The organism is Streptomyces smaragdinus, from assembly GCF_009604385.1.
Lineage (GTDB): Bacteria > Actinomycetota > Actinomycetes > Streptomycetales > Streptomycetaceae > Streptomyces > Streptomyces smaragdinus.
On the sequence record NZ_WEGJ01000009.1, the window covers coordinates 79260 to 96537 of the forward strand.

Genomic DNA, 17278 nt, shown 5'->3' on the forward strand with positions numbered 1-17278 from the left:
GGGACGAGCATGCAACAGACCCTCGTGGTCAAGTGCGGTGGCCACGGCGCCGTGGATCCGCAGGCGGTGTGCCGGGACCTCGCCGAGGTGCGGCGCGGCGGACGTGACGTGGTGCTGGTGCACGGCGGTTCGGCCGACATCGACGCGCTGGCCGCCCGCCTCGGCCTGCCGGCCCGCCGGCTGACCGCCCCGGACGGGGTGTCCGCCCGCTACACCGACGAGGCCACCCTGGAGGCCGTCCATCTCGCGCTGGCCGGCATCGCCAAGCCCCGCCTCGTCCGGGCGCTGGACGCCGCCGGCGTGCCCGCGGTGGGGCTGACCGGGCTGGACGGCGGGCTGCTGCGGGCGCGGCGCAAGAGCGCGCACCGGGCCGTGGTCGACGGACGGCGGACGGTGGTGCGCGACGACCACAGCGGACGCATCACCGACGTGGCCGCCGGGCTGCTGGAGCGGCTGCTGACGGCGGGATACGTGCCCGTCGTGTCGCCGCCCGCGCTCGCCGAGGACGGGCGTCCGGTGAACTGCGACGCCGACCGGGCCGCCGCCGCGGTCGCCGCCGCGCTGGGCGCCGCCGAGCTGGTGCTGCTGACGGGGGCGCCCGGGGTGCTGGCCGACCCGGCGGACGAGGGCTCCGTGCTGGACGTGTGCCCGGTCCCGGACGAGGGGCCGCCGCCGTACACCGGGGGCGGGATGGGGCTGAAGCTGGTCGCCGCGCGCGAGGCGCTGGCCGGCGGGGTGGGGCGGGTGCTGGTCGCCGACGGCCGCGGGTCCGACCCGGTGCGGGGGGCGCTGGCGGGGCAGGCGACGGAGATCGTGCGGGCGGCGGCAGCGGTGGGCGGGGCCGGCCGATGACGTCCCTGGAGCAGACGGAGACACACGCCGCGGCCCGGGCGGTGCGGCTGCTGCGCGGCATGCTGGAGATCGCGTCGCCGTCGTACGGGGAGGCCCGGCTGGCGGCGTATCTGGCCGCCGAGATGGACCGGCTGGGCTTCGCCGCCACGGTCGACGCGGCCGGCAACGCGGTCGGCGTCATCGACCGCGGGCCCGGGCCGACGGTGATGCTGCTCGGCCATCTGGACACCGTGCCCGGCGACATCCCGGTGCGCCTGAGCGCCGGCCGGCTGTACGGGCGCGGCGCCGTGGACGCCAAGGCGCCGTTGGCCGCCATGGTGAGCGCCGCCGCCGCGGCGGCCCGCTACCGGGGCCGGATCGTGGTCGTCGGCGCGGTGGAGGAGGAGACCGCCATGTCCCGCGGCGCCGTGCACATCCGCGAGACGCACGCCCGGCCGGACGCCCTGATCATCGGCGAACCCAGCGGCTGGCAGAACGTCGTCCTCGGCTACAAGGGCAAGCTCGACCTGCACTACCTCGTACGCTGCGCCGCCACCCACCCCAGCAACCCCGCCCCCAAGGCCACCGAACTGGTCTGCCGCGCCTGGGAGTCGCTGCTCGACCTCCTCGGCCCCGGGGCGAGCCACGCCGGCTTCGGCACCCCCGGCGCCACCCTGGTCTCCCTGCGCGGCGATCTCACCGAGGCGGAGGCCGAGTTCAGCATCCGTACGCCGATGGGCTACGACTGGCGCCGCCTGGTCGACGACCTCACCGCCCGGCTCCCCCAGGGCCGGCTGCGCCTGGTCAACGAGATCGCCGCCTGCCGCACCGGCCGCTCCGACCCCGTCGTACGCGCCCTCACCGCGGCCGTCGCCGACCTCGGCGCCCGCCCGGTGGCCAAGGTCAAGACCGGCACCTCCGACATGAACACCCTGGCCGTCAAATGGCCCGTCCCCATGGCCACCTACGGCCCCGGCGACAGCCGTCTGGACCACGCGGACGACGAGCACATCGAGGTCGCCGAGTATCTGCACGGCATCGACGTCCTCACCCGCGCCCTGCACGACCTGGGCCCCCGCCTCACCCCCTCCCCGTCCGCCCCCGAACCCGGTGGTGCCGTATGACCCCGTCCGAGGCCGCCGAACTGCGCTCCCGCGCCCACCGGGTGCGCGAGCTGATCGTCGACATGTGCGCCAACCCCGAGGGCGGCCATCTGGGCGGCTCCATGTCGATGGCCGAGATCCTGGTGACGCTCTACCACGGCGTACTGAACCTGGACCCCGCCCACCCGGACGCCCCGGACCGGGACCTGCTGCTGCTCAGCAAGGGCCACGGCGCCATCGGCCTGTACGCGGCGCTGGCCGAACGCGGCTTCTTCCCCGAGGAGCTGCTCGCCACGTACAACCGGCCCGACAGTTCCCTGACCGCCCACCCCAACCCCGCCGTCCCCGGCGTCGAACTGGCCACCGGCTCCCTCGGCCACGGGCTCTGCGTCGGCGTCGGGCTGGCCCTGGACATGAAGCTCACCGGCAGCGACCGGCGCTGCTTCGTCGTCACCGGCGACGGCGAACTGCAGGAGGGCTCCGTGTGGGAGGCGGCCATGGCGGCGGCCACCCACCGGCTGGACCGGCTGACCGTCGTGGTCGACCGCAACGAGCTGCAGATCACCGGCTCCACCGAGGACAGCGCCGCCCTCGAACCGCTGGCCGACCGCTGGCGCGCCTTCGGCTGGCACACGATCGAGGTCCCCGGACACGACACCGCCCGGCTGGCCGAGGCGTTCCGCGGCGCCCCGTACGCGCCGGGCACGCCCACCGCCGTCATCTGCCGCACCGTCAAGGGCAAGGGCCTCCCGTACATCGAGGGCCAGGCCCGCAGTCACTTCGCGCGGCTCGCCGGACGGGCGCACAAGCGCGCCGCCGCGGTGCTGCGCGCCCAGGCCAAGCGATCGGAGCAGCCCGTATGACCGGCCCCGAGCCCCTGCCCGCGCCGCGCGCCGGCCGCGAGGTGTACCGCGACACGATCGCCCGTCTGCTCGGCAAGGACGACCGGCTGGTGTGCCTGGACAGCGACACGGGGCTGTTCACCCCGGTCGACTGGGGCGCCGACGCGGACCGTTACATCAATCTGGGCATCGCCGAGCAGAACCTGATGGGCGCCGCCGCCGGTCTGGCCCGCGCCGGTCGCATCCCGTACGTCAACACCATGGCCACCTTCGCCTCGACCCGCGCGGTGGAGGCGGTCAAGCTGGACATCGCCCTCCCCGGGCTGCCGGTACGGATCGCCGCCACCCACTCCGGCCTGTCCGCGGGGCATCTGGGCGCCACCCACCACTCCCTCGAGGACCTGGCGGTGATGCGGCTGCTGCCCAACATGACGGTGCTGGCCCCGGCCGACGCCGCCGCGACGGAGGAGCTGGTACGGGCCAGCGTGGACCTGCCGGGGCCGGTGTATCTGCGCCTGGGCCGCGGCGCCACCCCCGACCTGCCGGCGGACCTGCCCCCGCTGCGGATCGGCGAGGCCCAGCGGCTGCGGGAGGGCGGCGACGTCACGCTGATCGCCACCGGGCCGTATCCGGTGCTGGCCGCGCTGGAGGCCGCCGACACGCTGGCCACCGAGGGTGTCGGGGCGGGCGTGCTGAACATGCACACCGTCAAGCCCCTGGACACGGAGGCCGTTTGCGCGGCGGCAGCCGCCACCGGGCACCTCGTCACCGTCGAGGAGCACTGGGCGGTGGGCGGACTGGGCTCGGCGGTGGCCGAGACGGTGACCGGGGAGGGCGTGCCCTGCCGCGTCTCACGGATCGCGGTGCCCGACCACTTCGCCGCGGGCCACGGCGGTCAGCGTCATCTGCTGCTGCGCAACGGAATCACCGCGGAGGCGATCGTGGAAGCGAGCCGGAATTCCCCATCTCGTAGACAATTCAAATAGAGTTGAACGGCCCCGGCGGGATCATTCGGGCGAGTCTCGCTTGACACCGGGAGCGGATCCCGGCGGAGAATGAGCCCATGAACGCACACGAAAAAGCCCAGGTCGTCATCACTCCGTCGTCCATGGTGTTCTCGCTGACCCCAGAACACCGCGAGAAGGCCCGCGCCTGCCTCGAGCGGTCGGGAAAGCTCGAGATTTCCTTCGAGTCGGTGTCCGTGACCAATCTGACCGAGATCCAGGAGCTCGGGAAGGAAGGCGTGATCGTCGACTGAACCGCCGCGGAAACCATCCCGGAAAGAACAGGGCAGGAACGGTGCGGCGCTTTCCCACATCGGCCGGTCCCGCGGTCGGGGTCGCCTACAGCAAGACCACTCCGGACTACATCCGGCGGAATCCCGGCTCGGTGGACTACGTGGAGGTTCCCTTCGAACTCCTGCGACACGACCCGGCGGTCGCGGCACGAGTCGGCACGACCCCCGTGGTCCTGCACTGCGCGAGCCTCTCCGTCGCCGGCTCCGTCCCACCGGCGCCGGCGGTCCTCGGCAGTGTGGCGGAATGGATCGGCCGGACCGGGACCCCGTGGCTCGGGGAACATCTGTCCTTCATCACGGCCGAGCGGGAGAATTCCGGCCGGTCCGCCGATCCGTACGCGCCGGGCGAGCCCTGGAACATCGGATACACGGTCAGTCCCCCCATGAACGCCGCGACCGTCGAATCGGTCGCCCGGTCGCTGGAGCACGCCGCGGCAGCGTTCAGTGTCCCTCTCATCCTCGAGAACCCGCCCATTTACTTCCCGATGCCCGGCTCCACCATGAGCCAGGTCGAATTCATCTCGGAAGTATGCGCGCGGTCCCAGGCCCGGCTGCTGCTGGATCTCGCGCATTTCTACATCACCTCCCAGAACACGGGAAAGGACCCCGAGTCCGAGCTGGACCGGTTTCCCCTGGAGCAGGTGGTGGAGGTGCACGTCTCGGGCGTCGACACCGACGCCGGCGGCTGCTGGGACCATCACGCGAGCCGTGCGCCGCAGATCGAGCTGGACCTCCTCGCGACGGTCCTGGACCGCGCTCCGGTCCGCGCGGTGACCCTGGAGTACAACTGGTCCTCGCGCTTCCCCGAGAGCGTGCTGCGGGAGGAGATCGCCCGCGTGAGGGAGGTGGTCGGCGCATGCCGGACACCCTGAACCCGGCCGCCCGTTCCCTGGTGGCCCGCTGCCTCCTCGACCCCGGATACCTGGAGCGCTTCGCCCGCGCTCCGCAGGAGGAGCTGGCGGCCCTCGAGGTCGGCGCCGAGGCCCGGACCGCGCTGGCCGGACTCGACGCCGAGCGCGTACGGCTCTTCGCGGGCTTCGTCGCCAAGGTCCAGCACAACGACCTGTGGGACGACTTCCCCCTCACCCGCGCACTGCTCAGGTACTACGGGGCCGAGCTCACCACCTTCGCCGACTACCGCCCCCACCAGCTGGAGCTGGCGCGCGCGGGCAAGCCGTCCCGTGCGGCGAGGACCGCCGCCTTCCTGGACTTCCTCACCGGCCGGCTCCGCGACCCGGCCCGCCCCCGCCACCCGGGCCTGCTGGCCGTCCTCACCCATGAGCGCCTGCACCAGGAGGTGACGCGGAGCATCGCCGACGGCCGCGTCCCGGCCCCCGGCCGGCCCGCCCCGGGCCCCGTCCGCGCCGGCGGGCGCGACCCCCGGGTGGTGGTCGCCCGCGACGTGCTCCGCGTCGCGGCGCTGGACCACGACCCCCGGGACGTGGCGGCCCGGCTGCGCGACGGCGGGCGGGAGCTGCCGGGCCTGGCACCGGACGCCGTCTGCCTGTGCTACTGGGGGCGCGTGGACCCGGGAACGGTGTCCGTGCTGACCGTCGACCCGCCGGTGGCCTCGGTCCTGGCCGCCGTCGACGGCCGGCGGTCGGTGCACGAGGTGCTGGACGGGGCCCGGGCCACGCTGCCCGAGGCCGGCCGCCGTGAGCTGGCCCGGGTGCTCGACACGGCGGTGGAGCGAGGGCTCGTACAACTGACCGACAATTCCGCGGCACTGGGGTAGACATGCGGGTCACCTTCATCGACAACCTCCTCCTCGAACAGCGGGCGGACGGCTACCACTTCGACCTCCAGCCGCATCTCGGGCTCATCTCCCTGCTCGCCGTCCTGCGTCAGGGCGGTCATCACGGGACGCTCGTCGACCCCAAGCTCGAGGTCCACTCGGGGCGGCTGGCGCTGGACGCGTCGCTGTACGAGAGCATCGCCGAACTGGTCCTGGCCACCCGGCCGGACGTGGTGGGCCTGACGAGCCTGGGCTGCAACTTCATGGCCACCACGAAGATCGCGGCGCATCTCAGGCGCCGCAGCCCCGAGCTGCCCGTGCTGCTGGGCGGCCCGCACGCCAGCATCCTGGACGTCCCCGTCCTGGAGCGCTATCCGCAGTTCGACCTCGTCGTGCGGGGCGAGGCGGAGCTGACCCTGCCGCCGCTGCTCGAGGCGCTGGAATCCCGGCGGTTCTCCGCGCTGCGCGGCATCACGTACCGCGACGCGCACGGCATCCGGCGCACCGGCGACGCCCCGCTGGTCGCCGACCTCGACACGCTGCCCCCGGCGGCGTACGACAGCTGTCCCCCGACGGGGCAGGAGATGATCCGCGTCGAGGCCGGCCGCGGCTGCCCGTTCGCCTGCACCTTCTGCTCGACCGCCGGCTTCTTCGGCCGCCGCTACCGGCTGAAGTCGGCGGACCGGCTCTGCGCCGACCTGGACCGGCTGCACGAGACCTACGGGACGCGCCGGTTCGCCCTGACCCACGACCTGTTCACGGTCAACAAGGCGAAGGTCAGGGAGTTCTGCGAGGCGGTGGCGCCGCGCGGCTACACGTGGACCTGCTCCGCCCGGATGGACTGCGTCGACGCCGATCTCCTGGACGCCATGGCGAAGGCCGGCTGCCGTTCCCTCTACTACGGCGTCGAGACCGGGTCACCGCGGATGCAGAAGGTGGTGTCCAAGCGCCTCGACCTCGCGCTGTACGAGCCGACGCTGGAGGCGACCCGCCGGGCCGGCATGGCGGCGACCGCCTCGTTCATCACCGGCTACCCCCAGGAGACCGCCGGGGACCAGCGGATGACCCTGGACCTCATCGGCAGCACCTGGCGCCGGTTCGCCGGCACGGTGACGACCCAGCTGCATCTGCTGACCCCGGAGCCCGGCACCGAGCTGCTCGGCGAGTTCCGCGACCGCCTCGGCTACGACGGCCGGGTCACGGACTTCAACCTCCCCGCCCTCGAGGCGGACGACGCGGACATCACAGCCGCCGATCCCGAGATCTTCGTCAACCACCACTACTACGAGGGTGTCCTCCCCCGCCCGCGGCACGTCCTGGTCACCGCCCTGTACCAGACCCTGTGCCGGCTCAGCCGCGACGTACAGCGTCATCTGCTCGCCCGGTACGACGACAGCCTGAGCGCCTTCACCGAGGCCGTGCTGTCCCGCCCGGACGCGCACGCCGACGCCGACCCCGCGCGGCTGCTGCGGGACTGCCTGACGGACCGCTGGGGCGCCGACGACTACCTGGTGTCCCTGGTCCGCTATCTGCTCGCGGCGACCGACCCGGCGGGGACGGCGTGCGGCGGCCCGGCGCAGCGGCCGCGGCCGGACACCGCCGACCGGCGGCGGCCCCTGCGGCTGTCGTCCGGCGCCGCCGTGCTGCGGGACATCCACGCCTGCCCCGAGATCCTCCGCGTGCTGGGCGAGGCCCCGGCGCCGGAGACCGCGCGGATCCCCGAGGAGCTGCGCACCCGGCGCGGCCACTGTCTGCTGCTGCCGGGCGACCGGGAACTCACCGTACGCAATCTCGCCCTCAGCGCCGGCTCCGTGGAGCTGCTGGCCTTCCTGGAGGTGCCGCGGAGCAGACCGGACATCGCCCGGCACATCGGCGTCACGGACGACGAGAGCGACTCGCTCGACGCGTTCCTCGGCCGGCTGCTCGACCTGGGCGTCCTCGAGCACGGGGAAGCCCCCGTGCCGGCCGGGGTCTGACATGCCGGCACAGGCCGTCATGGGGGTGGTCGAGGGCTTCTACGGCTCGCAGTCCGTATGGGCACTGCACCGGCTCGGGGTACTCGCCCGGCTCGAGGAGACCGTGGAAACCTCCCGTCTGGCCGGGGAGTTCGGCCTCGACGAGGAGACCCTCGGCGCGGTGCTGGACTACGTCCGCCGGACCACCGGCCTGCTGGTCCGCGAGGGCCCCGGCCACCGCCTCGCCCCGCAGTGCCGCCCGTACCGGCTGGTCGCCTTCCAGCTGGACAAGTTCCTGGGCGCCTACGGCCCCGCCGCCACCCGGCTCGAGGACGTCCTGCGCGATCCCGCGTCGGCGCCCGCGCTACGGGATCACGACGCCCTGGCCCGGGCGTTCGGGCGACTGCGGCCGGCCGCCCCGTCGGTGATCGCCCGGGTGCTGCGGGCGTGGGACGTCACGTCGCTGCTGGACCTGGGCTGCGGCGCCGCCACCCTGCTCGTCGAACTCGCCCGGGCGGACCCCCGGTTCCGGGGCCTGGGCGCCGACGCCTCGCCGGACATGGTGCGCGTCGCCGGGGACCGTATCCGCCGGACCGGCCTCGCGGACCGACTGACGGTGACGTGCGGCGACGTACGGGAACCGGCGGCGCTCCCCGCGCCCGGGAAGGTCCGGGCACTGCACGGGAGAAGCCTGCTCAACGAGTTCTTCGCCGGCGACGGCGGCGACGCGGTCCGCGTACTGACCGGCCTCGGCGCCCGCTACCCGGGCCGTCTCCTCTTCCTCGAGGACTACTACGGCCGCCTCACCCACGACCGCCCCGCGGCCGAGTCACCCGGCCATACCCTGGCCCAGGACCTGGCCCAGGTGCTCAGCGGCCAGGGCGTGCCGCCCCCGGACCTCCCCGGCTGGGGCCGCGTGTACGAGGCGGCGGACTGCGCCCTGGTGAAGGCGTACGAGGGCCACAACGACGGAATCACGTGGTTCGTCCACGTCGTGGCCCTCTGACGGATCACGGCTTGCGGGCGACCCCGCCGTAGCCGAAGACCGCGGGCGGCTCGCCGAAGGGGGTGGTCTCCGGACGCCACAGGGGCATGGACACCACGCCCGGGTCGACGACGTCCAGGCCCTCGAAGTAGGCCATGATCCGGCCCTTGGAGCGGTGCGCGATGGGCATCGGCGCGTTCTTGTTCCAGTACTCGGTGGCCTCGGCGTTCTTCTCGACGCCCTCCTGGCTGCCCAGCGTGGTGTCGAACGTGGCGTGGGTGATCGTCAGATAGCTGCCCGACGGCACGGCCTCCAGCAGCTCGTGCACGACCTCGAGCGTCCGCTCGTAGTCCGGGATGTAGTGCAGGACGCCCAGCAGCATGATCGCCACGGGGCGGTCGAAGTCGAGGGTGCGCTTCGCCGCGGCCAGGATCTTCTGCGGGTCGCGGGCGTCGGCCTCGAGGTAGTCGGTGGCGCCCTCGGGGCTGGAGGCCAGCAGGGCGCGGGCGTGCGTCAGGACGAGGGTGTCGTTGTCGACGTAGACGATCCGCGACTCGGGCGCGAGGGACTGGGCGACCTCGTGGGTGTTGTTGGCGGTGGGCAGGCCGGTGCCGATGTCCAGGAACTGCCGGATCCCCGCGTCCTCGACCAGGTGGCGCACCGCGCGGCCCAGGAAGGCGCGGTCGGTCCGGGCGATGTCCGTGATCTGCGGGAACACCTGCATGACCCGGTCGCCGACCTGGCGGTCGGCCTCGTAGTTGTCCTTGCCGCCCAGCCAGTAGTTCCACACCCGTGCGATGTGGGGAACGTGGGGGTTGATCCGGTCGAACCGGTTGGTTGTCTGGTCGCTCATGACCGGGGCTCCCTCGGGAGGAACAGGAGTTCGTACGACATCGCCAACACGCACCCTATAGCACGGTGTTGGTCCCGGAACCTCCGTGCTCAGGGGGTGAGGAACCGCTGGACCACGGGTGCGTATCTCCCGACGATCTCCTCCGGGGGCGTGCCGCCCAGCGCCTCCCCCTGGGCGATGCGGCACATCACGGTGAGGCCCAGCAGCATGCCGACGGCGAGCTCCGCGCGGACGGGCGCGTCCGGGCCGTCGAGGCGGCGGGCGAGGCGTTCGGTGATCTGGGTGCGGAAGTTGTCCCGCAGGACGTCGCCCCGGCTGCTGTGCACGGGGGCGAACACGATCCGCAGCAGGGGGTCGGGGCTGCGGCTGACATGGGCCTGGACCATGTGCCGGACCATGTGGGCGCCGAGTTCGGCGACAGGGGCGTCCAGCAGGGCGGCGCTGTCCTCCTCGAAGGACATCACGTGGGCCAGGAGGCTGTCCTTGTTGCCGAAGTACTTCAGGATCAGCGGCTGGCTGATCTCGGCCTGTTCGGCGATCGCCTTCAGAGTGATGTCGCCGTAGGCGCGGGTGGCGAGGAGCCGCCGGGCCGCCCTGACGATGGCCGCCTTGGTCGCCGCGGCGTCTCTCCTCATCCGGCTCCCGCTCTCCCTGGTTCCCGGCAGCGGCGGCCGCGTGAAGGTCACTTGGCCACACTGCCTCTGGGTATGGTCAGGGCGATTCCGCACCCGATCACGGCCACCGTACCGGCCATGACGAACGCCGTGAGGTAGCCGCCCAGCGCCGGGAACACGCTGCCGCCGGTCACGCTGTGGGCGAGGACGGCGGCGACGGCCGCGCTGCACAGGGACTGGCCGATGGTACGCATCAGAACGTTCACGCCGTTCGCCGAGCCCGTCTGCTCGGCCGGTACGTTGCCCAGGATCAGCGCCGGGAGCGACGAGTAGGCCAGGGCCGTACCCGCGGAGACGACGGAGCCGCCGAGGACGATCACCCACAGGTCCCGGCTGTCCGCCACCCGCACCACGTACCCCACCGCGATCACCGCGGCGCCCAGCGCCAGGGTGAGCCGGGGGCCGCTCACCCGGGAGATGCGGGCGGAGACCGGCGCGAGGACGAGCATCAGCAGACCGCCCGGCAGCAGGCACAGGCCCGCGCCGACCACGGAGAGGCCGAGTCCGTACCCGGTGGACTCGGGCGCCTGGACGAGCTGGGCGGTGACCAGCGAGTTGGCGTAGAACGCGAATCCGACGACGAGCGCCACGATGTGCGGGCGGCTGACGCTGGGCTTGACGGCGAGGGTGAGGTCGACCAGCGGATGCGCGGCCCGCCGCTGCTGGACGGCCCACAGCACGCCGATCACCACGGCCCCGACCAGCAGCGACACCACCGGCACACTGCCCCAGCCCCACTCCCCGCCCTCGGACACGGCGACGAGCAGACACACCAGCGCGGCAGTCAGCCCGAGCGCCCCCAGCACGTCGAACCGGCCGGGCCGGCGGACCGGCGACTCCGGTACGGCCCACAGCGCGAGCAGGACCCCGACGGTGCCGAGCCCGCCCGACACCCAGAACATGGTGTGCCAGTCGGCGTACTCCACGACGAGCGCGGCGGCGGGCAGCCCGAGGGCCGCGCCGACGCCCACGGTGGAACTCATGAACGCGACGGCGGAATACCGCTTCTCCGGGGGGAGTTCGTCGCGCAGGATGCTGATCGACAGCGGTACGACGGACGCGGCGGCACCCTGGAGCGCCCGGGCCGCGATGAGGACGCCGATCTGCGAGGTCGAGGCGCAGACGAAGCAGCCGACCGTCATCAGCGCGAGGGCGGTCAGCAGCACGCGCCGCTTGCCGTACATGTCACCGGCCCGCCCCAGCACCGGGGTGAGGACGGCGCCGGACAGCAGGGTCGCGGTCACCGTCCAGGACACGGCGCTGGGCGACGAGCCGGTCAGCCGCGGCAGATCGGGCAGCAGCGGGACGACGGCGGTCTGCATGACGGCCATGAGGATCCCGCCGAAGGCCAGGACCGGGACGGCCATGGCGGAGCGCATCCGGGCCACGGTGCCCGCGTCGGTCGGCTCCTGTACGGCGGTGTCGGATCGGGGGTCTTGCACGGAATTCCCTCCCTGGCGACAAGAGCTCGGATCTTATCAGGTGAATTTCTATTCACCAGCTTGGTGAATGTCTATTCACCAGCAAACCCACAAACACCATCCACCCCTCTTCAGGGACCTTCCTGATCGAATCACACATATCGCTGAAATCAGGACATACCAGGGCGTTCGCGCGCACTGACGGGGAGACGTTCCGCGGGAACACATGTGTCACAGCCCTGCACGCGTACGGTTCCGGCTCCGTGCAGGCAGGCCTGAAATCGCTCCCGGTACGACATGATCACCGTACAAACCGATTCCTCGGGGAGAATGTCATGTCATATGTAACTCAGTCCCGTTCTGCCCTCATCCTCGTCTCCCTTGCCCTGGGCACCCTCACCCTGACGGCGTGCAACGACACCGACAGCGGCGCACCGGCGCCGAAGGAGCCCGCCGCCTCCGCGTCCCCGGCGGGCGACGGGGGAAGCAAGCCGTCCCCGAAGGCGAAGCCCTCGCCGACGGGCGGCCCGGCGTCGGAGGAGGGCGTGGACGGCGACGTGGGGATGTGCAGGACGCAGGACCTGAAGTACTCGATCGTGGTCGCCGTGGCCGGCATCGACCACGCCCTGCTGACGGCGACGAACACCACGTCCGAGCCCTGTCTCCTCCCGGCGAACGACCTGATCGTCACCATCCCCGGCCTGGACGGCGCCGCCACCCACGCGGGCCCGACGGGCGCGAACCGGGGCCTGAAGCCCGGCGCCCGCGCCTACGCGGGCATCCTCTTCGCCCCCGGCGCGGCCGAGGACGCGGGCGGCCACACGGCGACCGAGGCGGACCTGGCCCTGACGGCGGCGGAGACCCCGACGACGGTGCCGGTCGAGAACGGCCCGGTGAACATCAACGACATGCGGGTCACCAGCTGGTTCGGCACAGCGGAGGACGCCCTGAGCTTCTGACCCGCCCCGGGGCCGCCGGCATTGCGTGGGCGGCCCCGCGCGGGCAGTCCGGGGATCGCGGCGACCGGGCCCGCGTTCAGGGCGCGAGGGAGAAGTAGTTCTCCTCCTCCTGGGTGAAGTGCAGGCGCAGGACCGTGTTCAGGCCGTAGAGGCACGAGCGCAGGTCGTCGAGCTGGTCGGGGGCCAGGCCGCCGGCAGCGCGGGCGAGTTCCAGATGGGTGGCGACGCGCCGGGAGAGGCGTTCGATCTCGGTGTGGGCGCGGCTCATGGTGGCGGTGGCCTCGGGACCGCCGAGGGTGGGGGCCAGGGCGGGGTAGAGCTCGTGTTCCTCCGCGTACTCGTGGGGCAGGAGCCGCTCGGTGAGCAGACGGTGGGTCGTCTCGACGGCGGCCAGCGCCCGGGGGCCGGGCGGGTCGGAGAGGCGGTCGGCGGCGTCGCGTACGGCGTCGAGGACGTCCTGGAGGTCGTCGTGTTCGGCGGCGAAGCGGTGGATGAGGGCCTCGGCCTCCGGGGTGAGGACGGGGCGTGCCGCCCGGTCCACGCGCAGGGCGCGCAGGGCGTTGAGGATGACGGCGACGTCGATGCCCTCCTGCAGCAGCGCGCCGGCGGCGGGCGGGAGCAGGCCCGCGGCGGCCGCGGCCATGGCGGCCAGGGACATCAGCATGCCGCCGAGGGCGCTCTGGACGGCGATCCGGCGGGCGCGCCGGGCGATGGTGACGGCGTCGGCGAGCCGGTCGACGCGGTCGGTGGTCAGGACGATGTCGGCGGCCTCGGAGGAGGCGGTGGAGCCGCGGGCGCCCATGGCGACGCCGACGTCGGCCGCGGCGAGGGCGGGGGCGTCGTTGACGCCGTCGCCGACCATGACGGTCACCGCGAGCTCGCGCTCGGCGCGTACGGCGGCGACCTTGTCGGCGGGGCTCAGTCCGGCGCGTACGTCGTCGAGGCCGAGGACGGCGGCGACCTCACGGGCGGGTTCGGCGCGGTCGCCGGTGAGCATCAGCAGCCGTTCGACGCCGGCCTCGCGCAGATGGCGCAGGGTGCGCGGGGCGTCGTGGCGCGGGGGGTCACTCAGCAGGACGGCGCCGGCGAGGCGGCCGTCGAGGGTGAGCCAGGCGACGGCCGCGCCGTCGAGGAGCGCGCGGTTGTCGACCGCCCCGGCCCAGGCGGGACGGCCGGCGGCGGGGTCCGGGCGGCCGACGGAGACCCTGCGGCCGTCCACGGTGCCGGTGGCGCCCCGGCCGGGTTCCTCGGTGACGTCCGCCGGGGCCGACAGCCGCAGCCCGCGTTCCCGGGACGCGTCGACGATGGCCCGGGCCAGGACGTGCGGCGAGTACTGGTCGACGGAGGCCGCCAGCCGCAGCACCTCCGCCGGTTCGAGGCCGGGCGCGGCGGTGACGTCGACGACGCGGGGGCGGCCGCCGGTGAGGGTGCCGGTCTTGTCGAGCAGGACGGTACGGGCACGGCCGAGGTTCTCCAGCGCGCCGCCGTCGCGGACGATCACGCCGAGGCGAGAGGCGCGGGAGAGCCCGGAGACGACGGCGACCGGGGCCGCCAGCAGCAGCGGGCAGGGGGTGGCGACCACCAGGACGGCGACCGCGCGCACCGCGGAGCCGCTGATCAGCCAGGCCAGCCCGGCCACCGCCAGGGCCAGCGGGAGGAACCAGGCGGCGTAACGGTCGGCCAGCCGCACCACCGGGGCGGACTCGGCCCCGGCCTGCTCGGCCAGACGCACGATCCCGGCGTACGTGCTGTCCGCCTCGCTGGCGGTAGCGCGCAGTTCGAAGGCGCCGCCCGCGTTGACCACACCGCTGCGCACCGCTTCGCCGTGGGCCCGCTCGACCTGGCGGGGTTCACCGGTGAGCACCGACTCGTCGAGGACGGCGGCGGCGCCCTCCACCCGGCCGTCGACGGGCACGACCTCACCGGGGCGGACGACGAGCAGGTCGCCGGCGGCGACATCTCCCAGGGGCACCGTGTCGAGTCCGGTGGCGGTGCGGCGGTGCGCCGAACGGGGCGCGTGTTCGAGCAGGGCGCGCAGATCGTGGGAGGCGCGCCGCTGGGCGGCGGCCTCCAGGGTGCGTCCGGTGGCGAGCATGAGCGCGATCAGGGCGCCGGCCAGATACTCCCCCACGGCCAGGGTGCCGCCGAGCGCGAGTACGGCGATCAGGTCGACCCCGGCATGCCCCTGCCGCAGCGCGCTCAGCACCCAGCCGATCGCGGGCACGACGGCGACGGCGGTACCCACGCCCCAGCACAGATCCGCGAGACCCCGGTCACCGGCCAGCCAGGCGATGCCACCCCCCGCCAGGGCCGCAGCCGTAACGACCAGGAGCACCGGTTCGAGCCGCGGGGACGCGACCGCCGCGCCCAGCCGGCGCAGTCGTGCTGCGTGATGCTCCATGGCGCACCTCGGTCCGTACGGCGCGACGGCAGTCCGCCCCGGTCCCATCGTGACAGCCACCCCGGACACCCGCACGGGACGCCCGGACCCGGTCCGAAGGGCCCTGGGCGAACAGGCGCCCCGTCCGTCAGCACTCCCCACTCGGAGACTCTATAGCATTTACAATGCTATACTCGCGTCATGGACGACGACACCGACTTCTTCCCCGGCAGCGGGCCCAGTCGCGGAATCTCCGTCACCCTGACCGCCGGCACCCTGCAGGCCATCCGCGAACGGGTCGGAAAGCGAGGCGTGTCCGCATACCTGGAGAAGGCCGCACAACGCCAGATCGAGCGTGACAACCTGGACGACCTGATCGCCGACTTCGACCAGGCCAACGGCCCGGCCGACCCGGAGGCCGTGGCCGCCAAACGGGCCAGGCTCACCGGCGACGCGCCCTCCGGCACCGGAGCAGCCGCGTGAGCGGCGCCCTCGTCCTGGACAGCGAGGGACTGGCCAAGGCCGTCCAGCGTGACCGCGAGGTCCACGAGTGGCTCACCGCCGCACGCGACGCGGACCTGCCCGTGATCACCTCAGCCGCGGTATTGGTCGAGGTCATTCATCCCAGGATCAACGACGCGGCCCTGAAATGGACCCTGTCCCGGCTACGAGTCGAACCGGTCACCCAGGCCGTCGCCCAGTCCGCCGCCGCCCTGCTGCGCACGGCCGGGCTGCACGGCCACACATACGCCATCGACGCCATGCTCTGCGCCACTGCCCTCATCCAGCCCGGCCGGGTCACCGTGCTGACCTCGGACGTCGAGGACATCTCCATGCTCACCAGCGACTGCACCCGGATCGCGGCCGAGAAGATCTGACGCTGCCCGAACGCGCGGGAGCGAAATGCGTCCCGCGGTCCGGCCCACGCCGCACGGGATGCCTGCCGCCGTCAAGCGCCGTGCGTATACGGGTTCGTACACGCACGGCGCCTCTGCCCCTGTCGAGGAGTCCGGGCCGGAGCTGCACCGGCCCGGTGTAGGCCGTCCAGGTGCCGTGCTGTGTGCGGTACTCGACACCTGCGACGCCGGCGGCGTTGTCCGTGACGTCGAGGACCAGCGCCGCGGGAGACAGGTAGGCACCCTGCGGTCCGCGCTTGCCGTCGACGGAGGCCGTGATGGTGGGGGCGGCCACGTCAAGGGCACGGTCGAGGAACTGCTGGACGTAGGCGAAGTTCGGCAGCTCGTCCGTGACCGGGGCGGCCGGAGTGCCGAAGTACTCACGGACCGGCTGCTTCTCGCACGTGGCCGGGTCGACCTGCTGGACCCTCCTGGTGGCATTCGCGACGCTCGCGGGATAACTGCCCGTGTGGCCCTGGCCGCCGACCCGCCTCCCGCCCGAACCGTCTGGAACGGCTGCGGGTCACACCCCTGACCCCGCACACCGTGACGGACCGCGCGGAGTTGGTGTCACAGCCGGCCGGCGCCATCGAATCGGACCTTCACGTCGCCGGTCGGTTCACCCCTGCACGCACAGCCTGACGGACGGGACGGTGCCGGTCACCGCCACAAAACCGCGCCCCGTCTCACACGCAGCCGGGATCCCCCACCACCCACACGGCCCACCTGCCGCAACCTTGACCGGCATACTGTCGTTCCCCCGGCATGTACCGCGTTAAGACGATCGTCGCAACTGTCGCCGCACTCGCCGCAACCGCGACGGTGCCGGCCCACTCCGACAGCCACGAGTACCACCCCCGGGCAGCGGCGACCGGGCAGTACAAAATCCTCGGGAGCCTCACGTACTCCGGTCCCGGCAATATGCCGCTGCGCCTGGGCTACTACCGCAGCGGGAAGGGGTTTGGATGGACGAAGATCAAGAAGAAGCACGCGCTCACCAGGTACACCGCCATCGAGTACGTCACCAGGGGGCCCAACCGCAGGAGCCAGGGCGGCACCTCGTACAAAATGTGGGCGTACGCCGGCAAGTACAACTGCCGTAATGGATCCTGCCGGCTGACCAAGCAGTACAAGGTCATCGTCTCCGTGCAGGAGAGCATTCGTCACTCCGGCCGCGATCACAAACCCAAGGGCGTCATCACCGCCTACTGCGAGGGTGTCGTGCGGTGCCCCGCATGGGTGTCCACGACCTTGAGCAAGCTGAACCAAGGCCAGGCCGTTGCCGACTCGAGCGACACCGAACCGACGCGCGCTTCGTACGAACCGCTGCCCTGACGGACAGGGGGA

The 17278-nt window shown here is 72.9% G+C and carries 17 protein-coding genes; 13 read left to right on the forward strand and 4 right to left on the reverse strand.

Annotated elements, in window-relative coordinates; all coding sequences use genetic code 11:
• The first annotated feature begins 9 nt into the window (after window positions 1–9).
• The 9 genes from SRB5_RS15075 (at window position 10) to SRB5_RS15115 (ending at window position 8769) form a co-directional block, all read left to right on the forward strand.
• Window positions 10–852 (forward strand): [LysW]-aminoadipate kinase, encoded by an 843-nt coding sequence (locus SRB5_RS15075; protein WP_153452472.1) that lies wholly within the window; start codon window positions 10–12, stop codon window positions 850–852.
• Window positions 849–1955, forward strand: a complete 1107-nt coding sequence (locus SRB5_RS15080; RefSeq protein WP_153452473.1) for a M20/M25/M40 family metallo-hydrolase — start codon at window positions 849–851, stop codon at window positions 1953–1955. The genes SRB5_RS15075 and SRB5_RS15080 overlap by 4 nt, the downstream gene beginning before the upstream one ends.
• Entirely contained in the window at window positions 1952–2797 is an 846-nt protein-coding gene (locus tag SRB5_RS15085) for a transketolase (RefSeq protein WP_153452474.1), read from the forward strand. The genes SRB5_RS15080 and SRB5_RS15085 overlap by 4 nt, the downstream gene beginning before the upstream one ends.
• Window positions 2794–3762 (forward strand): transketolase family protein, encoded by a 969-nt coding sequence (locus SRB5_RS15090; RefSeq protein WP_153452475.1) that lies wholly within the window; start codon window positions 2794–2796, stop codon window positions 3760–3762. Before SRB5_RS15085 ends, SRB5_RS15090 begins: the two co-directional genes overlap by 4 nt.
• Window positions 3763–3839: 77 nt before the next feature.
• The gene (locus tag SRB5_RS15095; RefSeq protein ID WP_153452476.1) at window positions 3840–4034 is read left to right on the forward strand and encodes an ApyA family aminopyruvatide-related RiPP; all 195 of its coding nucleotides are present in this window, start codon (window positions 3840–3842) and stop codon (window positions 4032–4034) included.
• A 41-nt stretch (window positions 4035–4075) separates the two neighbouring features.
• Window positions 4076–4945: a multinuclear non-heme iron-dependent oxidative enzyme ApyH gene (gene apyH / locus SRB5_RS15100; protein WP_323377937.1), complete on the forward strand. Its 870-nt coding sequence runs from the start codon at window positions 4076–4078 to the stop codon at window positions 4943–4945.
• Window positions 4930–5808: a hypothetical protein gene (locus tag SRB5_RS15105; protein ID WP_153452478.1), complete on the forward strand. Its 879-nt coding sequence runs from the start codon at window positions 4930–4932 to the stop codon at window positions 5806–5808. Before apyH ends, SRB5_RS15105 begins: the two co-directional genes overlap by 16 nt.
• Before the next feature lie 2 nt (window positions 5809–5810).
• Window positions 5811–7784, forward strand: a complete 1974-nt coding sequence (locus tag SRB5_RS15110) for a B12-binding domain-containing radical SAM protein (protein ID WP_153452479.1) — start codon at window positions 5811–5813, stop codon at window positions 7782–7784.
• 1 nt (window position 7785) lies between these two features.
• Window positions 7786–8769, forward strand: a complete 984-nt coding sequence (locus SRB5_RS15115; protein ID WP_153452480.1) for an SAM-dependent methyltransferase — start codon at window positions 7786–7788, stop codon at window positions 8767–8769.
• Window positions 8770–8773: 4 nt separating this feature from the next.
• Here SRB5_RS15115 and SRB5_RS15120 read toward each other — a convergent pair whose 3' ends face one another.
• The 3 genes from SRB5_RS15120 to SRB5_RS15130 form a co-directional block, all read right to left on the reverse strand.
• On the reverse strand, window positions 8774–9601 hold the full coding sequence (locus tag SRB5_RS15120; RefSeq protein WP_153452481.1) for an SAM-dependent methyltransferase: 828 nt from the start codon (window positions 9599–9601) through the stop codon (window positions 8774–8776).
• Between the two features lie 89 nt (window positions 9602–9690).
• Window positions 9691–10236 carry a TetR/AcrR family transcriptional regulator gene (locus SRB5_RS15125; protein ID WP_153452482.1) on the reverse strand — a complete coding sequence of 182 codons (546 nt, stop codon included), beginning with the start codon at window positions 10234–10236 and terminating at the stop codon, window positions 9691–9693.
• 47 nt (window positions 10237–10283) lie between these two features.
• The gene (locus tag SRB5_RS15130) at window positions 10284–11654 is read right to left on the reverse strand and encodes an MFS transporter (RefSeq protein WP_153452554.1); all 1371 of its coding nucleotides are present in this window, start codon (window positions 11652–11654) and stop codon (window positions 10284–10286) included.
• Window positions 11655–12031: 377 nt separating this feature from the next.
• Here SRB5_RS15130 and SRB5_RS15135 point away from each other — a divergent pair, with 377 nt between their 5' ends.
• Entirely contained in the window at window positions 12032–12655 is a 624-nt protein-coding gene (locus SRB5_RS15135; protein ID WP_153452483.1) for a DUF4232 domain-containing protein, read from the forward strand.
• A gap of 76 nt (window positions 12656–12731) precedes the next feature.
• Here the strand turns inward: SRB5_RS15135 and SRB5_RS15140 are convergent, their stop codons facing one another.
• Complete coding sequence (locus SRB5_RS15140; RefSeq protein ID WP_153452484.1) at window positions 12732–15056, reverse strand: heavy metal translocating P-type ATPase; 2325 nt, start codon at window positions 15054–15056, stop codon at window positions 12732–12734.
• A 180-nt stretch (window positions 15057–15236) separates the two neighbouring features.
• Between SRB5_RS15140 and SRB5_RS15145 the strand changes: the two genes are divergently transcribed.
• From SRB5_RS15145 to SRB5_RS15155, 3 genes are all read left to right on the forward strand, one after another.
• Window positions 15237–15518 (forward strand): hypothetical protein, encoded by a 282-nt coding sequence (locus tag SRB5_RS15145; protein WP_153452485.1) that lies wholly within the window; start codon window positions 15237–15239, stop codon window positions 15516–15518.
• Complete coding sequence (locus SRB5_RS15150) at window positions 15515–15913, forward strand: PIN domain-containing protein (RefSeq protein WP_323377938.1); 399 nt, start codon at window positions 15515–15517, stop codon at window positions 15911–15913. Before SRB5_RS15145 ends, SRB5_RS15150 begins: the two co-directional genes overlap by 4 nt.
• A 783-nt stretch (window positions 15914–16696) precedes the next feature.
• Window positions 16697–17266, forward strand: a complete 570-nt coding sequence (locus SRB5_RS15155; protein WP_153452486.1) for a hypothetical protein — start codon at window positions 16697–16699, stop codon at window positions 17264–17266.
• Window positions 17267–17278: the final 12 nt, after the last annotated feature.

What these genes read in the sequence shown, in the direction of transcription:
- SRB5_RS15075 (WP_153452472.1), top strand. Translation starts at nt 10, where the DNA reads ATGCAACAGACCCTCGTGGTCAAGTGCGGTGGCCACGGCGCCGTGGAT.
- SRB5_RS15080 (WP_153452473.1), top strand. Translation starts at nt 849, where the DNA reads ATGACGTCCCTGGAGCAGACGGAGACACACGCCGCGGCCCGGGCGGTG.
- SRB5_RS15085 (WP_153452474.1), top strand. Translation starts at nt 1,952, where the DNA reads ATGACCCCGTCCGAGGCCGCCGAACTGCGCTCCCGCGCCCACCGGGTG.
- SRB5_RS15090 (WP_153452475.1), top strand. Translation starts at nt 2,794, where the DNA reads ATGACCGGCCCCGAGCCCCTGCCCGCGCCGCGCGCCGGCCGCGAGGTG.
- SRB5_RS15095 (WP_153452476.1), top strand. Translation starts at nt 3,840, where the DNA reads ATGAACGCACACGAAAAAGCCCAGGTCGTCATCACTCCGTCGTCCATG.
- SRB5_RS15105 (WP_153452478.1), top strand. Translation starts at nt 4,930, where the DNA reads ATGCCGGACACCCTGAACCCGGCCGCCCGTTCCCTGGTGGCCCGCTGC.
- SRB5_RS15110 (WP_153452479.1), top strand. Translation starts at nt 5,811, where the DNA reads ATGCGGGTCACCTTCATCGACAACCTCCTCCTCGAACAGCGGGCGGAC.
- SRB5_RS15115 (WP_153452480.1), top strand. Translation starts at nt 7,786, where the DNA reads ATGCCGGCACAGGCCGTCATGGGGGTGGTCGAGGGCTTCTACGGCTCG.
- SRB5_RS15120 (WP_153452481.1), bottom strand. Translation starts at nt 9,601, where the DNA reads ATGAGCGACCAGACAACCAACCGGTTCGACCGGATCAACCCCCACGTT.
- SRB5_RS15125 (WP_153452482.1), bottom strand. Translation starts at nt 10,236, where the DNA reads ATGAGGAGAGACGCCGCGGCGACCAAGGCGGCCATCGTCAGGGCGGCC.
- SRB5_RS15130 (WP_153452554.1), bottom strand. Translation starts at nt 11,654, where the DNA reads ATGCGCTCCGCCATGGCCGTCCCGGTCCTGGCCTTCGGCGGGATCCTC.
- SRB5_RS15135 (WP_153452483.1), top strand. Translation starts at nt 12,032, where the DNA reads ATGTCATATGTAACTCAGTCCCGTTCTGCCCTCATCCTCGTCTCCCTT.
- SRB5_RS15140 (WP_153452484.1), bottom strand. Translation starts at nt 15,056, where the DNA reads ATGGAGCATCACGCAGCACGACTGCGCCGGCTGGGCGCGGCGGTCGCG.
- SRB5_RS15145 (WP_153452485.1), top strand. Translation starts at nt 15,237, where the DNA reads ATGGACGACGACACCGACTTCTTCCCCGGCAGCGGGCCCAGTCGCGGA.
- SRB5_RS15155 (WP_153452486.1), top strand. Translation starts at nt 16,697, where the DNA reads ATGTACCGCGTTAAGACGATCGTCGCAACTGTCGCCGCACTCGCCGCA.